This is a genomic window from Entomomonas moraniae (assembly GCF_003991975.1).
Classification (GTDB): domain Bacteria; phylum Pseudomonadota; class Gammaproteobacteria; order Pseudomonadales; family Pseudomonadaceae; genus Entomomonas; species Entomomonas moraniae.
Map to the genome: position 1 here is coordinate 2,745,265 of NZ_CP029822.1, position 14,346 is coordinate 2,759,610.

The 14,346-nt window shown below is 37.8% G+C and carries 14 protein-coding genes and 1 tRNA gene; 4 read left to right on the top strand and 11 right to left on the bottom strand.

The features are described from left to right. Positions 1-8 precede the first annotated feature (8 nt). From ppa to hisB, 6 genes are all read right to left on the bottom strand, one after another. A complete protein-coding gene (ppa, locus tag DM558_RS12715; RefSeq protein ID WP_109704188.1) occupies positions 9-536 on the bottom strand; it encodes an inorganic diphosphatase in 528 nt (175 codons plus the stop codon). 139 nt (positions 537-675) lie between these two features. Then, a complete protein-coding gene (locus DM558_RS12720; protein WP_127164340.1) occupies positions 676-1,122 on the bottom strand; it encodes a GNAT family N-acetyltransferase in 447 nt (148 codons plus the stop codon). 9 nt (positions 1,123-1,131) lie between these two features. After that, on the bottom strand, positions 1,132-1,902 hold the full coding sequence (hisF, locus tag DM558_RS12725) for an imidazole glycerol phosphate synthase subunit HisF (protein WP_127164341.1): 771 nt from the start codon (positions 1,900-1,902) through the stop codon (positions 1,132-1,134). A 12-nt stretch (positions 1,903-1,914) separates the two neighbouring features. Continuing rightward, the gene (gene hisA, locus DM558_RS12730) at positions 1,915-2,655 is read right to left on the bottom strand and encodes a 1-(5-phosphoribosyl)-5-[(5-phosphoribosylamino)methylideneamino]imidazole-4-carboxamide isomerase (RefSeq protein WP_109704185.1); all 741 of its coding nucleotides are present in this window, start codon (positions 2,653-2,655) and stop codon (positions 1,915-1,917) included. 45 nt (positions 2,656-2,700) lie between these two features. Beyond that, positions 2,701-3,342, bottom strand: coding sequence for an imidazole glycerol phosphate synthase subunit HisH (gene hisH / locus DM558_RS12735; RefSeq protein WP_127164342.1), 642 nt, complete (start codon positions 3,340-3,342; stop codon positions 2,701-2,703). Continuing rightward, entirely contained in the window at positions 3,342-3,935 is a 594-nt protein-coding gene (gene hisB / locus DM558_RS12740; RefSeq protein WP_127164343.1) for an imidazoleglycerol-phosphate dehydratase HisB, read from the bottom strand. The genes hisH and hisB overlap by 1 nt, the downstream gene beginning before the upstream one ends. A 135-nt stretch (positions 3,936-4,070) precedes the next feature. Here hisB and DM558_RS12745 point away from each other — a divergent pair, with 135 nt between their 5' ends. The 4 genes from DM558_RS12745 to DM558_RS12760 all read left to right on the top strand — a co-directional run bounded on the left by DM558_RS12745 (position 4,071) and on the right by DM558_RS12760 (position 7,760). Continuing rightward, positions 4,071-6,293, top strand: a complete 2,223-nt coding sequence (locus DM558_RS12745) for an AsmA family protein (protein WP_164731463.1) — start codon at positions 4,071-4,073, stop codon at positions 6,291-6,293. Then, complete coding sequence (gene mutY, locus DM558_RS12750; RefSeq protein WP_127164345.1) at positions 6,293-7,330, top strand: A/G-specific adenine glycosylase; 1,038 nt, start codon at positions 6,293-6,295, stop codon at positions 7,328-7,330. The genes DM558_RS12745 and mutY overlap by 1 nt, the downstream gene beginning before the upstream one ends. A gap of 16 nt (positions 7,331-7,346) precedes the next feature. Next, a complete protein-coding gene (locus tag DM558_RS12755) occupies positions 7,347-7,619 on the top strand; it encodes an oxidative damage protection protein (protein ID WP_127164346.1) in 273 nt (90 codons plus the stop codon). 65 nt (positions 7,620-7,684) lie between these two features. Beyond that, positions 7,685-7,760 (top strand) — tRNA-Phe (locus tag DM558_RS12760). Positions 7,761-7,856: 96 nt separating this feature from the next. On the opposite strand, the gene DM558_RS12765 is transcribed toward DM558_RS12760, so the two are convergent. From DM558_RS12765 to DM558_RS12785, 5 genes are all read right to left on the bottom strand, one after another. Next, the gene (locus tag DM558_RS12765) at positions 7,857-8,513 is read right to left on the bottom strand and encodes an SEL1-like repeat protein (protein ID WP_228411751.1); all 657 of its coding nucleotides are present in this window, start codon (positions 8,511-8,513) and stop codon (positions 7,857-7,859) included. 331 nt (positions 8,514-8,844) lie between these two features. Next, positions 8,845-9,234 (bottom strand): type IV pilin protein, encoded by a 390-nt coding sequence (locus DM558_RS12770; protein WP_127164347.1) that lies wholly within the window; start codon positions 9,232-9,234, stop codon positions 8,845-8,847. Between the two features lie 9 nt (positions 9,235-9,243). Continuing rightward, on the bottom strand, positions 9,244-13,050 hold the full coding sequence (locus tag DM558_RS12775; RefSeq protein WP_127164348.1) for a pilus assembly protein: 3,807 nt from the start codon (positions 13,048-13,050) through the stop codon (positions 9,244-9,246). Next, positions 13,037-13,606, bottom strand: coding sequence for a pilus assembly PilX family protein (locus tag DM558_RS12780; protein ID WP_127164349.1), 570 nt, complete (start codon positions 13,604-13,606; stop codon positions 13,037-13,039). Before DM558_RS12780 ends, DM558_RS12775 begins: the two co-directional genes overlap by 14 nt. After that, positions 13,603-14,298, bottom strand: a complete 696-nt coding sequence (locus DM558_RS12785) for a hypothetical protein (RefSeq protein WP_228411752.1) — start codon at positions 14,296-14,298, stop codon at positions 13,603-13,605. The genes DM558_RS12780 and DM558_RS12785 overlap by 4 nt, the downstream gene beginning before the upstream one ends. Positions 14,299-14,346 lie beyond the last annotated feature (48 nt).

A 14,346-nucleotide genomic window follows, 5' to 3' on the forward strand; every position in this document is an offset into this window, starting at 1 on the left:
TTGTTTTATTATTTTTTATAGTTAGCAACTGCTTTTTTAATTTCTTCTTTAGCTGCGTTAGAATCTTCCCAGCCTTCTACTTTAACCCATTTACCTTTTTCTAAATCTTTGTAGTGTTCAAAGAAGTGCTTAATTTGATCAAGAAGGAGTTTTGGTAAATCAGTGTATTCTTTTACATCATTATAAAGAGGTGTTAATTTTTCATGAGGCACAGCAACTAATTTAGCATCACCACCAGCTTCATCAGTCATTTGCAACACACCAATAGGACGTGCACGAATAACAGAGCCAGCAGCAACTGGGTAAGGCGTTACAACTAATACATCTAATGGATCTCCATCGTCTGCTAGTGTATTGGGAATATAACCGTAGTTAGCAGGGTAGAACATGGGAGTTGCTAAGAAACGATCCACAAATAAAGTGTCAGAATCTTTATCGATTTCGTACTTGATAGGTGTGTGATTAGCTGGGATTTCAATAGCTACATAGATGTCATTAGGAACGTCTTTTCCTGCTGGGATATTGCTATAACTCATTAGAGTGCTCCGAATTAATATAGGCTGTTAGATAAAAATATTCGATTAGAATGTTTCACTATTCTAATCAATGTTGTCTTAATTGAGGGTAATTTTAACGCAAAATAGGGCTGTTCGGTAATTATATTATTGCCATTTGCTATTCAAGATTAATCTGGTAGGTGATCCATGGGGTTTTTTTGGCTATTTTATTGTGAAAAGCTTGGGCTCTCAGATTAGTTTCTTTTGTTTTCCAACGAATGAATAGCCAGCCTTTTTCTTTGCCCAGTTGTTTTAAGTTATCTATCAGTTGCGGAGCTATCCCTGTGCCACGATAAGCTTCAGTAACAAAAAAATCCTCTAAATAGCCTGTTAGCCTGCCGTTGAGTGGTGAGTAAAGTTCTTGCGTATGCGTTAAGCCAACAAACTCATCATCAACGATGGCAACAGAGCAAAAGATTTTTTCTTGTCTTATCCAATTCCAAAGAGTAGTAATACTATTATAATCGATAGTCTTTCTACCACAAGATTTGATATAGCCTGTATAGAGCGTTAGCCATTGCTCATAATCTTGTGGTGCTATTGTTCTGATAATAGCATTAGTCATGAATAACCTTTAGCGTACGATAATGCCTTGTTCAGCCATAAATGCTTTTGCTTCTGGAACAGTGAATTCAGCAAAATGAAAAATGCTGGCTGCAAGTACTGCATCAGCCCTACCATGAATGATTCCATCCGCTAAGTGTTGTAAGTTGCCGACACCACCTGATGCAATGACGGGGAGTGTAATGGCTTCACTAATTGCACGTGTAACGCCTAGATCAAACCCATTTTTCATGCCATCTTGATCCATACTAGTGAGCAGTATTTCGCCAGCACCTAAATCTTCCATCTTTTTTGCCCAAACAATAGCATCAAGTCCTGTTGGCTTACGGCCTCCGTGGGTAAATATTTCCCAACGGTCAAGTTCTCCTGCAGCAGAAACTTTTTTTGCATCAATGGCTACTACAATGCACTGTGAACCAAAACGCTCTGCAGCCTCTTGGACAAACTCAGGATGAAAAACAGCTGCTGTGTTTATTGAGACTTTATCAGCACCAGCATTGAGTAGATTGCGTATATCTTCAAGGTTTCTAACACCACCTCCAACTGTGAGCGGAATAAATACCTCACTGGCCATTCTCTCTACTGTGTGGAGAGTAGTATTACGGTTATCTACCGAAGCGGTAATATCTAAAAAAGTAATTTCATCGGCACCTTGCTCGTTGTAGCGACGAGCAATTTCGACAGGATCGCCTGCATCACGAATATTTTCAAATTTAACGCCTTTTACAACGCGACCATTATCGACGTCTAAACAAGGAATAATACGTTTTGCCAGTGCCATGTTAACTCCAGATTATTTTGCTTTGTACTTATCACACAATGCTTGGGCTGCTGCTAAATCTAGGGTGTCTTCGTAAAGTGCACGGCCTGTGATCACCCCTTTGATATTAGGTTGATTAGCATCCAGTAGTGCTTGGACATCGTCAAGGGTATGGATTCCACCAGATGCAATGATAGGGATCGATGTGGCTGCTGCCAGTGCTGAAGTGTGCTCTATATTGCAGCCTTGTAGCATGCCATCGCGACTAATATCTGTATAAATGATGGAAGAAACTCCAAAATCTTCAAAGCGCTTAGCGATATCTTCAACACGATGAGAGCTAATTTCTGCCCAGCCATCTGTGGCAACCATACCTTCTACTGCATCAATTCCCACAATGATTTTATCGGGGAAATTATTGCAAGCTTCTTTAATGAAGTTAGGGTCTTTAACTGCTTTAGTACCAATAATGACATAGTTAACCCCTGTCATTAAGTACTCATCAATAGTTTCTAATGAGCGTATACCACCGCCGACTTGAATAGGTAAGTCAGGGAATTTATGGGCAATCGCCTGTACAATGGGTGCACTAACAGGTTTTCCCTCAAAGGCTCCGTTTAAGTCTACGAGGTGTAATCTTTTACAACCAGCTTCCACCCATTTGGCTGCTACGGCAACAGGGTCGTCAGAGAATACAGTAACATCAGTCATTTTACCTTGGCGTAATCTAACACAGGCACCATCTTTTAAATCGATTGCAGGGATAACTAGCATAATTCACCTTTAAGTAATTTATTTATCAGGAGTGTGGTAGTCAGCCTACCAACGACCATCCCAAGTAACGAAGTTCTGTAATAATTGTAGTCCATTGGTATGGCTTTTTTCTGGATGAAATTGTACAGCAAAGCAAGAGTCTTTTGCGACAGCTGCTGAAAAATCAACACCATAATGTCCTGATCCAACCAGCTGTTGCTGGTTAGTAGTTTGGGCGTAATAGCTGTGTACAAAATAAAAGCGACCATTGTCTGGAATATTATGCCATAGCGGATGAGGTAGGTTTTGTTTAACTTCATTCCAACCCATATGCGGAACTTTTAAACGTTCACCATCCGTCTCATGTAGGTTCTTACCGAAAAATTTTACATCACCTGAGAAAAGTCCAATACCGTCAACACCACCATTTTCTTCACTGCTATCAAATAAGGCTTGCATGCCAACACAGATACCAAGAAAAGGGCGGGTACCGCTAATTTCTTTGACTAATGTATCAAATCCCAGTCGGCGTATTTCTGACATGCAGTCACGTATTGCCCCTACGCCCGGAAAAACAACGCGATCGGCATCTCTTATGAGATCTGTATCGCTAGTAATTAAAACGTGACCTGCACCGACTTGTTCTAAAGCTTTTGCTACGGAATGTAGATTACCCATACCATAATCAATAACGGCAACTGTTTGCATTATAAGCATCCTTTGGTAGATGGTACTTGTTCTGCCATTCTAGGATCTTGCTCAATCGCCATACGTAAAGCACGGCCAAAGGCTTTGAAAACGGTTTCTATTTGGTGGTGAACGTTCGCGCCACGTAAATTGTCGATATGTAATGTCACTTTTGCATGATTCACAAAGCCTTGGAAAAACTCCCCAAATAGCTCAACGTCGAATTTGCCGACAGTATCTTTAGTAAAAGGAATATGCATTTGTAAACCGGGACGGCCAGAAAAATCGATAACAACACGTGATAAAGCCTCGTCTAAAGGAACATAAGCATGACCGTAACGACGAATACCTTTTTTATCACCAATTACTTTATTGAGTGCTTCACCTAGCGTAATACCAATGTCCTCAACGCTGTGGTGATCATCAATATGAGTATCTCCAATACACGTAATATCAAGATCAATTAAACCATGGCGTGCTATCTGATCAAGCATATGCTCAAGAAAAGGGATGCCCGTATTAAATTTAGCTTTACCCGTACCATCTAGATTGATGGAGGCTGTTATTTTTGTTTCATTTGTATTACGTGTAACAGTTATGCTACGCTCAACCATTGTTGCTCCAACCAGTCGTATAAATATTTATTATAACGAAATGTTAAAATAAATACGCAATTAGACTAAAAAATATAGAATAATAAGGTTAACATACTATACTGTATAGCAAACCGCTTTGAAATGGAAAAAATTATGAAAGCAATAAAATATATCTGTTACTTTATTATAGGGATTGTCCTGTTAATATTGGCGTTGTTCGCTTGTTTAGTTCTCTTTTTTAATCCAAATAACTATAAGACTCAAATTGAAACGCTCGTTAAAGAGCAAGCCAATATAGAGTTAAATATTGATGGTGACATAAACTGGACATTCTATCCTTGGTTAGGGATCTCTATTCAAAACACGAGTGCGGCCAGTGTCGATACACCAGATAAGCCCTTTGCTAAAATCAAAGAGTTAGACTTATCTGTGAAATTAATGCCTTTATTTAAAGGCGAAATTCAAATGAATGATGTTAATATCAATGGCCTCACTATTGATTTAGAAAAGGATGCTAAAGGCAAGACAAATTGGGATAAAGTAGGCGAAACAGCAACAGCTGAAAATACCCAATCTACATCTGATAAGCCTGAAGAAAAGAAAAAAGAGGCTGAAACTAAAGGTACGAGCAGTATTAATTTAAATGTTAATAGTGTGACAGTTAACGAAACTAAAATTATTTATAAAGACGTACCCGCAGGTCAAGATTATCAAGTCAACAATGTGCATTTATCAACAGGGCCAATTGTTATTGGACAACCTATTATTATTAAATTAGGAGCTAATTTTAATAGTGCCCAGCCTAAATTATCTACTACTATTAATTTAGAAACTACTGTGGCTTACGACCTTGATGCTCAACGTTATGAGGCTAAAGACCTTAATCTAAGTAGCAACATCTCAGGTGATATGTTTAATGGTAAAACAGCTAAATTTACAGCTAGAGGTGACTTGTTAGCAGATCTTAAAGCGAATACGGCGGCGTGGAATAAGCTACGTTTAACGTTAGATGATCTAAAGCTAAGTGGTAATATTAATGCAACAGATATTACGGGTAATAATCCAGCGGTAAAAGGTGCGTTAACAGCAGATACTTTTAACTTGCGTACAGTGTTAGCGGACATTGGTATTAGCCTACCTACTATGGCTGACAGCAAAGCATTAACTCAGGTTGGATTTTCCACAAACTTATCAGGTTCAACCAAAGCAGTTGCTTTAAATGACTTAAAAATCAAGCTTGATTCAACAAACTTTACTGGAAGTGTTGCAGTTACAGATTTAGCAAAACAAGCGATTAAAGTTCAGTTAAGGGGTGATACTATTAACGTAGATAATTATTTACCCCCCGTGGTAGCGTCTAAACAGGACACAAAAACAACGACCACAACGACTGGGCAGGGTAAAACAGTAACGGTTAACCAGCCGGCATGGAGTACAGATCCTTTATTTGATCCTAAAAGTTTACAAAGTTTAAATGTTGATGCTGACTTTAGCATGGACCAACTCACTGTAAAAAAACTACCTTGGCAAAGTTTTAACGTGAAGCTCACGGCTAAAAATGGAGTGATCAATCTACAAAATGCAGGTGGTAAATTATTTAATGGGGCTATTAACGTAAAAGCATCTCTTAATGCAAGCACTAATACACCACAAATAACTTTACAGCCAACTGTAAGCAATTTAATGATTGAGAAATTATTGGCCAGCCAAGAAATTAAAGATGTCCCTATTCGTGGTATCTTTAATTTAAATGGTAATTTACATACAGCAGGGCTAAGTGAAGCCAGTTTAATTAAAAACTTAAATGGTACGGCTAGCTTTTTTGTTAATGACGGTGCACTAGTGGGTGAAAACTTTGAGTATCAAGTATGTAAAGCTGTGGCACTGGTTAGAAAACAAACACTAACTTCGCAGTTTAATCGTACAGAAACTAAGTTTAAGCAATTAAAAGGATCACTTAACTTTACCAATGGTATAGCAAGCAACCAAGATCTAACCATTGCTGTTGCTGGTTTTGATGCAAAAGGAAAAGGAACCTTTAACTTACAAACCATGATGGTAGACTATAAAATAGGTCTAGCGTTAACCGGTGAGCAAGAGGTAGGTGGTGATGCTGCATGTAAAGTAAATAAAGATGTTGCGGGTATTGATTTTCCATTGATTTGTAAAGGTTCTGTACTTGCAGGTGGTAATTTGTGTGGTATAGACTCTTCTGCGATAGGTCAAATGGCATTAGATGTAGGTAAAGCTAAAGCCAAAGAAGAAATTAATAAACAACTTGAAAAACAAAAAGAAAAACTAAACGAAAAGCTCGAAGAAAAATTAGGCGATAAAGCACCTAATGTGAAAGGGCTTTTAAAAGGTATTCTTAAATAGTGACTGAAAAGTCTTTTGCCCAAAAGGTGCTTGCGTGGTATGAACAACATGGACGTAAGCATCTTCCTTGGCAACAGGACATAACTCCTTATAAAGTTTGGGTTTCTGAAATTATGTTACAGCAAACCCAAGTTTCAACTGTTATCAACTACTTTTCACGTTTTATGGAAGCTCTGCCAACAATTAAATCATTGGCTGAGGCCCCTCAAGATGAAGTCCTACACCTATGGACTGGCCTTGGTTATTACACCCGAGCGCGTAATCTACAAAAAACAGCACAAATCATCCAGCATGAATATCAAGGAAATTTTCCTAATACACTAGAAGCCTTAATTAAACTTCCGGGTGTTGGCCGCTCAACAGCAGGAGCTATATTAAGCCTGAGCATGAACCAACGAGCAGCTATCTTAGATGGTAATGTAAAGCGTGTTTTATGTCGCTATTTCGCTATAGAGGGTTACCCCGGGGATGCTAAAGTTTCCAATAAACTATGGCAGCTAGCAGAAGATTTGACGCCTTATGAGCGTGTTAATCATTACACACAAGCCATGATGGATATAGGTGCTACTGTTTGCACACGAAGTAAACCAGTTTGCCTTATTTGTCCTGTACAAACCGATTGCCAAGCAAGAAAATACGCTAGTATTACAGACTATCCTCATCCTAAGCCCAAAAAAGAATTACCTAAAAAGCAAACGGTCATGCCTCTATTTAAGTGTCAAAATAGCGTACTGCTTTATCAGCGTCCTAATATAGGGCTTTGGGCTGGGCTATGGAGTTTACCTGAATTAGGGAGCTATGATGAGATTGAAAAATATGCACAGCAACAAGGCTTGCAAATGATTAAACTAAAGCCTTTAGAAAAATTAATACATACCTTTAGTCATTTTCAGTTAACAATAGAACCTTATCTTATTGAAGTAATACCAGCAATAAATGAGATAGCCGAAAGCAAAAAAATCTGGTATAACTTAATAGAACCACAACGTTTAGGTCTTGCAGCCCCAGTAAAAAAGCTATTAACAAAAGTAATTTAGAAAATAGGAGTACGCTATGTCTCGCATGGTTTTTTGCCGTAAATATAAACAAGAGCTAGAAGGGTTAAATACCCCCCCTTACCCTGGTGCTAAAGGGCAAGATATTTACGACCATATATCCAAAAAAGCATGGGACGAGTGGATTAAAGAGCAAACTATGCTTATTAATGAAAAGCACTTAAATATGATGAATGCAGAACACCGCAAGTTTTTACAAGAGCAAATGGATAAATTCTTCATGGGCGCAGATTATGAAAAAGCACAAGGATACGTTCCAACTAAAGGTTAAATAATTATTTTTTAATCTGACGCTTGACATTAGGTGCTAAAAACAGTTTAATAGCCACCCACAACGCTCGGATAGCTCAGTCGGTAGAGCAGAGGATTGAAAATCCTCGTGTCGACGGTTCGATTCCGCCTCCGAGCACCATATATAAAGCCTAGTTAATTGATTTAACTAGGCTTTTTTATTGATTAATGTTTTTTGTACCCTCTTATGTACCCCCATTATAAATTATTACCAGCTTTATTCTGGCCTAACATCGGGGTTATCCGCATCGTAGCGACGGGGCAAGGGGTGGTCTTTCATTAAGTTAGGAAATGTTATCCCTTTGTTTGCATCCAATTGTCTATCGAGTCCTACATAAAAAGCAGCTTGCTCTGGGGCAGGAATATAGCCTAAATTAAAAATAGGGGCTGGATTTTCTAAAAACATATTTGTTAGTACCATCATTCCATCTATGCTACCCAGTGATGCGGCTTTTTGATAGTAATAGGCGGCCAAAGCTTTATTTCCTTTAGCTATTTTATAAAACTGTGCTACTTCAATCAATGCCTTAGTATTGTCTTGTTTACCCGCACATTTAAAATATTGTTCAGCGATATCATAGCGTTGTTCTCCACGGGGTAAGCTAAAGGCATAGTAATTGCCCCTACTGGTCAAGGCTAATGGATAACCTAGCTCAACGGCTTTACCAAAGTATAAGGCTGCATTGGCATCACGCACGTAACCGTTGTTGATGTCCATGGCAAAGGTGTAATAACCCAGCGGGACTTCAAGCTTAACCATTTGATAATGTAAAGCAACCATTTTATCTATATCTTTTTTTACTGCGGTTGGATGATCGACTTCATCATTACGCTCATATTCACCAGTTTTGTAATGGCCTGCCAAATTATACATGGCTTTCCAGTGATTTTTTTCAATGGCCTTTTCATAGAGCTGAACTATTTTAGGTCATTCTCCCCAAGCATTCGCTTTTTCGAGTGCTACCGCTTCTTTAAAATACTTATCGGCTTCGGGGTCTAGGAGCGGGTTATGGTCTTTTTCTAAGGCACAGGTATAAGGAGGTGGTGGTGTGAACGCTTTGAGCGTATCGTTTTTTTTCTCACAGGCGATTAAAAAGATCGCACAGGTTATGATGAGTAACGATTTAATCGTAAACTTAAATATAATCTATATGTCTCAGGCTACGATAGGTTAGTTAAATAGCCTCTAGGCATTGTTTAGAATATCATTTCCAACATCCTTCTTTAGATGCTTGCCTTGTTCCATCACTGTAAAGCTGGAAACTACCACAAGAGTCTGTCACTTGAGAGCCAACAGGTGTTGCAGTAAGAATATAGCTTTTCCCGTTATTAGCTAATTGAATACTTAATTGATAATATCCATAATCGGATTTATTAGAACGTAAGCCTAATTCGCCTAATGAATCTGTGTATTTGTATTTGAAAGAATAATAACTCTCTTGGGTTCCTGCAGTATCTAATAATAGCTTCATTGCATCAGTACGATGTGAGCGTAATATATAACTTTGATAGCTTGTTATAGCAATACTGGCTAATATAGCCAATATGACTAAAGTAATCAGTATTTCAATTAATGTAAACCCTTTTTGTTTCATAGAAAAACCTTAGTTTTTAAATATACTATCGCCTTGGAAGATAACTCGATTAATCCGTATTCGATCAGGATTATTGATCATTAGTGGGATTTTTCCTTCATTATTTACTGCCATCGGATAATGACCACCTTGTAGAATACTTTTACTATCTAATAAGATACCACTAATAATTGGATTATCGACACTGCTACCTGTTCCATTTAAGTCGAATACAGGAAAGTTTGGAGCCTTACCTGTTGACGGATCTAAAGCCATCAACCAATATTTAGGAACTGGTTTGCAGGGATCTGAGGAATCCATTACCATTATGGTAAAAAATACAACACTTCCCATGTAGTAAGGTTGGTCTACAACTAGCTCGCCAACGGGTAAATCAATATAGAAGCCTTTATCCGTAGTTGTGATAGCGCCACCACTAATTTCTCTGACGGTATAGGAAACATTGTTTTTTGTTACGTATATTTTATCTGTAAGTGTTCTTACTTGAAGTTGGTCAATCGTAGTATTTTCATTGATTTCATTATTACCTTTAACAACTATACCGTAAATACTATTTCTAGCTGTTAAAGCACTCACAGAATCTTGCTGCTCGAAATATTTACCTGTTCCAAAGAGTAGAATATCCGTAGTCCGTCTCATTAAGCTTACTCTTGCAAGCTCTGGTGATGCAGTGATAGGTTGAACGTATTTAACTCCATCTATTTCTCTCGTTCCTGGGATATTAGTTAATAACTTATTTCCTTTTGGTGCGCTTGTCGAAACAGAATATAATGGATTGGAGATATAAAGCTCTCCTATAAGATTACCCGCATATAAGGTATTTCTTTCTATTCCAAAGTGGCTATAATCTGTATTATTACTTTTCATCCCCACAGCACCTGAGAAGCCTAAATCTTCACTATTAGGTGATGCTACAGGATTTATAGCACTTGTTAGTTTGCCTGTTGCTATTTCTATCGCAATAGTACTGCCCTTTGTATAGACAGGCTCATTATTCTCGGTTGTTGAGGTTGGGCCATATCCATTACCAAAAACAACATAGTCAGTTACAGTATCTCCATTGTATAAAGGGCCTATGATAGGTGCAGAAAGGATATAGCCTGGAATCTTACTATTAGAGAATAGTTTTGTTGCTGTATCACTATTAAAATCACCATACTCCCATAGGAGCTGAGGTTGTTGTGGATTTGTGACGTCTAATGCAAAAAGGCCTTGCCCCCCACGTCCTAATGTACCAACCAAAACTGTGTGCCATGCATTATTAAAGTAAACATCGTCCGTTACTAATGGACCATCAACAAAAAATCTATGTTTAGATGAGTTGCTAGTTGTCTGCTTGTTAGTGGCGCTGTAATCTTTATCTGATAGTAAGTTAAGCTTACCTGTTATCCCCGCGGGGATAAAAGCCCATTTTTCGTTGCCTTGCTGATCAAAAGCATGCAACATTCCATCATTAGCGCCTATATAAACATAAGTAGGTCTTTGTCTTTGTGCCTCTTTGAACTGAGAGTAGTTCTGACCACGACTATTCATGTAGTAAGAATTACCTTGAGGTGGTTTTATAGCCATTGGTGTATTGTTTACAATGTCTCCCAATAAGTAGCCTTTATAACGTTCTCTAAATAACGTACCTTCATTTTTAGAGCTGCCCCTTAGCCACTCTAAACGTAGCTTACCTAGTGCTTCTCCCGTGGGGGCATTTGGTATGTCAAGGGAGCGCTGTAAGTCTTCTTTTTGTTGTTTAGAGAGTCGATTGTAGTTGGCGGTGGTAAACTCAACCATTTTTCCTTGAATAGAGTCAAACCCTGTATTGATATATATAACTCGGTCAGAGCCTTGTGAGGTAGTGCTTGACTTAAGTTTTTCGTGGAAACCGATGCCATTTATTTTATTTCCATCGTTATCATATTGGTATTGGGTAATCATACCTATCCAACGAAGCGAGTCGAATTTTGTTTCGTAGTAATAAGCTTTACTATCTGCAATAGAACTATCACTTGATACAGTGATAGTCGTTGTCTCACTTTGTAAAGCTCCTGACATCATGATGTCATTACGTATTTTATCCCATATTAATAAGTTATTGTCCCATTTATAAATATCTTCAGCATTGTATATTTGACCTCTGCCATTCAAAGCAGCATGCCAACCATCTACAATCGTTTGTGCTGTTCCCCAATCATCGAGATTGGCAATAATCCCTTTAATATTGTCACACCCACCATAGTCAGCACCAACACGAAAGGCAACACACCAACCATATGCACCAGGAGTTACGGGCCAACTTAATATGCCTTTTAATAAGTCTTGATAAGAACCATTATATGTTCCTTGATCCCAGTTTAGATTATATGCAGCTGATTTTTTCATAATCCCACCCACACTTAATACATACGTGTTAACATGTTGCCATGTGGCTGGATCATTTTTAGGATTCCAATAGTTTTCGTCGTCGCTACCAGAGTCATCTCGATAGATAGGTGCTAAATTATTAGGCAAATCTGGCCTTGCATCAACTGCCCAACCTTCAAATGCATAATCTGAAAGTGTTTTCGCATATTTTTCTTTTTGAACATCGTCTTTATATGGTGGTCTGGGTGTATAAACTTTATCGTCAGGAAGTGTGTATGATTTATTAACGATTTTAGACGTTATTCCTGCTTTAAAACGAACATCTTTACTAAAGTCTTGATTGACGCTAGAGCGCGCACTACTGAACAGTATATTATCTTCTGCTTGGCCAAACTTTCCATGTGTAGCAATAAGATGCACTGTAGGACGACATCCATATTCTTTGCTATTTGCATTTCCGACTTCCTCGCGGTAAGGGCTCCAGGCACCTTTGATTTTAACATAATCATTCACACGCTTCATGGCAGCTCTATGAGGGTTATACTCCCCATCTTGTTTCATCAAACCGTGTAGAAATGTGTAAAAATCGGCTTTATGTTTTCCTTTAAAAGGAGCCAATGTTTGGCTAACACCGTAGCAGCGGTAAGGTTGGGCATTACTCCTAGTATAGCCATTTTTATCATCATTCGCATTAAATTGTGTTGAATAACATCCTTGGACTGATTGCCAAGTTACTCTAACATCTTCATCTAAGTCTGCCATTACAAAAGCCAATATTGTTTTAACACGATTCATTCTAGAGGCATAGTAAGCTAACCAATTTGAGTAATTTTGTTGTTCTTTAGCAGAGGATATTCTACCACCATCAATCCAACACTGTTTTTTGGTTCCTATTAGACTTTTATTCGTTGATAAACGAGGATCTGAGCCGCAACCTGCATCTGGATTCCATCGATAATAGTGGCTATTTGTTGTACTGTTATTTAAAGTCCATGTTTGGTAGGCTGTTTCATCCCAACCACGAGGTACCACCTTATTTAAATTCCATGCACCAACAGCACTATAATCTGCCCTTCGGCTTTGGTTAAAAATTCCAGTATATAAATAACCATCAACAGTTGCATTAGAAAAACTAAACTCTGGGTAACTAGTTCTTTTTAAAACACCATTATCCATAATAAAACGGGGTGGAACTTTATATTCATAATCAGGGTTATAAAATAGTCCATTATAATCTGGTGAAGCTAAATTATAATTGGGATCCCACGTTTCTTGTCCCTCAGGTGAGTGTGTATAGCCCATATTCAAAGTATCATCAATGGTGATAATTAAGTTCATTGGTACTGTTGACTTAATCGATAATGGTGTTTGTGATGGTTGAGCAGCCATAGAGATATAACTATACCCTAAAGAGTAGACGATCATGCTAACAATCAATTTATTATGAATTTTATTTGCGTACATAAGAATACTCTACTGTATATATATATCCAAAGTCACTTTCTTGAGCATCGGTACTAGGATTAGGACCAACAGAAAACATTTTTACTAAATAATCGCCAACGCCTTTTGTATCACAGCTATTAATACCTGATGTACTATAACCTTGTGTATTACAGCCTGCTACGATGTACCATCTAGGCTGCTCTGATAGGTAACCAATAGTGTTAGACCCTAAACCATACTGACGAGCATTACGTACGATACTGTTACTCCCTGTACTAGGGCTTGGCAATGCATATTTAGGTGTTATAGGGCAGGCTAGAACTTTATTTTCTGTTACTGCTCCTTTATAACAGTCATCACTATCAGTAATCTCTATTGTTTTATTATAAGCCGCCTGAAATGCTTCATTAATAGCCGAGACAGATGCATTCTCCGAGAGTATGTTGAGCTGAACGGAAGTGTTATAATTTGAACTTAATAATTGACTTTTGATAGCTGTTAAACAGAATATTAATAAGACAGCCAATATGACTAATGCAACAAATAATGTACTACCTTGTTGTTGTTTTCTCATTTCATTAACCCAAATGTTTTATTAACTGTCGTGCAAAGTTTTTTACTATTTGTAGAAAGCATTTCCATGGTATTTAATGGGTTTATGTAGCTACAATCTTCTTTTAAAACGTTTTTTCCAGAGCTCACCGTTAAACTGATAGAAACAGAGTTTTTAGCATCGATAAAGTTTAATGAATCAATGGAGATCTCTGATTCAGCAGTATAGCTTTTGATATCGCTTGGATTACTTTCGATAAAAGAGGTACAAACTAATTGACCATTTTGATCTGTGTTTAGCTTTGTAATTAACATTGCCTCTTTTTCAAAACTATTATAAATAGATGAAAAATAGAAAGCCCCGCTACAACTTAAAATACCTTGCATTTCTGCTTTACTACTGTTTGCCCCCCAATCTGGTCCACCATTATTTTTATCGTTGTAAATACTACTATTTGATGTAGGAGGTAAATAGTTTCGAACACACAGTATTTTATTATCTGTACTTACGGCTGTCGTTTGTCCAGCACTAAAATTACAATCATTTGTGCTTAACGCAGGAAAAATAGTTTCAAGATCATCAAAAGCAATATCAGAGAGTAGTGGCTCACCTTTAGTCATATCCCCCAGTGTTTCTGAGGGTACATAGCCAGTCCATTTTAAGCTATTTTTTATTTTACCTAAAATAAACTCAATTTCTTTCTCATTGTTCATTTTCGCTTCTGATATCTTAGAGCTTTTAAAAATACTGATAAAAAAATC

What these genes read in the sequence shown, in the direction of transcription:
- ppa (WP_109704188.1), bottom strand. Translation starts at nt 536, where the DNA reads ATGAGTTATAGCAATATCCCAGCAGGAAAAGACGTTCCTAATGACATC.
- DM558_RS12720 (WP_127164340.1), bottom strand. Translation starts at nt 1,122, where the DNA reads ATGACTAATGCTATTATCAGAACAATAGCACCACAAGATTATGAGCAA.
- hisF (WP_127164341.1), bottom strand. Translation starts at nt 1,902, where the DNA reads ATGGCACTGGCAAAACGTATTATTCCTTGTTTAGACGTCGATAATGGT.
- hisA (WP_109704185.1), bottom strand. Translation starts at nt 2,655, where the DNA reads ATGCTAGTTATCCCTGCAATCGATTTAAAAGATGGTGCCTGTGTTAGA.
- hisH (WP_127164342.1), bottom strand. Translation starts at nt 3,342, where the DNA reads ATGCAAACAGTTGCCGTTATTGATTATGGTATGGGTAATCTACATTCC.
- hisB (WP_127164343.1), bottom strand. Translation starts at nt 3,935, where the DNA reads ATGGTTGAGCGTAGCATAACTGTTACACGTAATACAAATGAAACAAAA.
- DM558_RS12745 (WP_164731463.1), top strand. Translation starts at nt 4,071, where the DNA reads ATGAAAGCAATAAAATATATCTGTTACTTTATTATAGGGATTGTCCTG.
- DM558_RS12755 (WP_127164346.1), top strand. Translation starts at nt 7,347, where the DNA reads ATGTCTCGCATGGTTTTTTGCCGTAAATATAAACAAGAGCTAGAAGGG.
- DM558_RS12765 (WP_228411751.1), bottom strand. Translation starts at nt 8,513, where the DNA reads ATGTATAATTTGGCAGGCCATTACAAAACTGGTGAATATGAGCGTAAT.
- DM558_RS12770 (WP_127164347.1), bottom strand. Translation starts at nt 9,234, where the DNA reads ATGAAACAAAAAGGGTTTACATTAATTGAAATACTGATTACTTTAGTC.
- DM558_RS12775 (WP_127164348.1), bottom strand. Translation starts at nt 13,050, where the DNA reads ATGTACGCAAATAAAATTCATAATAAATTGATTGTTAGCATGATCGTC.
- DM558_RS12780 (WP_127164349.1), bottom strand. Translation starts at nt 13,606, where the DNA reads ATGAGAAAACAACAACAAGGTAGTACATTATTTGTTGCATTAGTCATA.
- DM558_RS12785 (WP_228411752.1), bottom strand. Translation starts at nt 14,298, where the DNA reads ATGAACAATGAGAAAGAAATTGAGTTTATTTTAGGTAAAATAAAAAAT.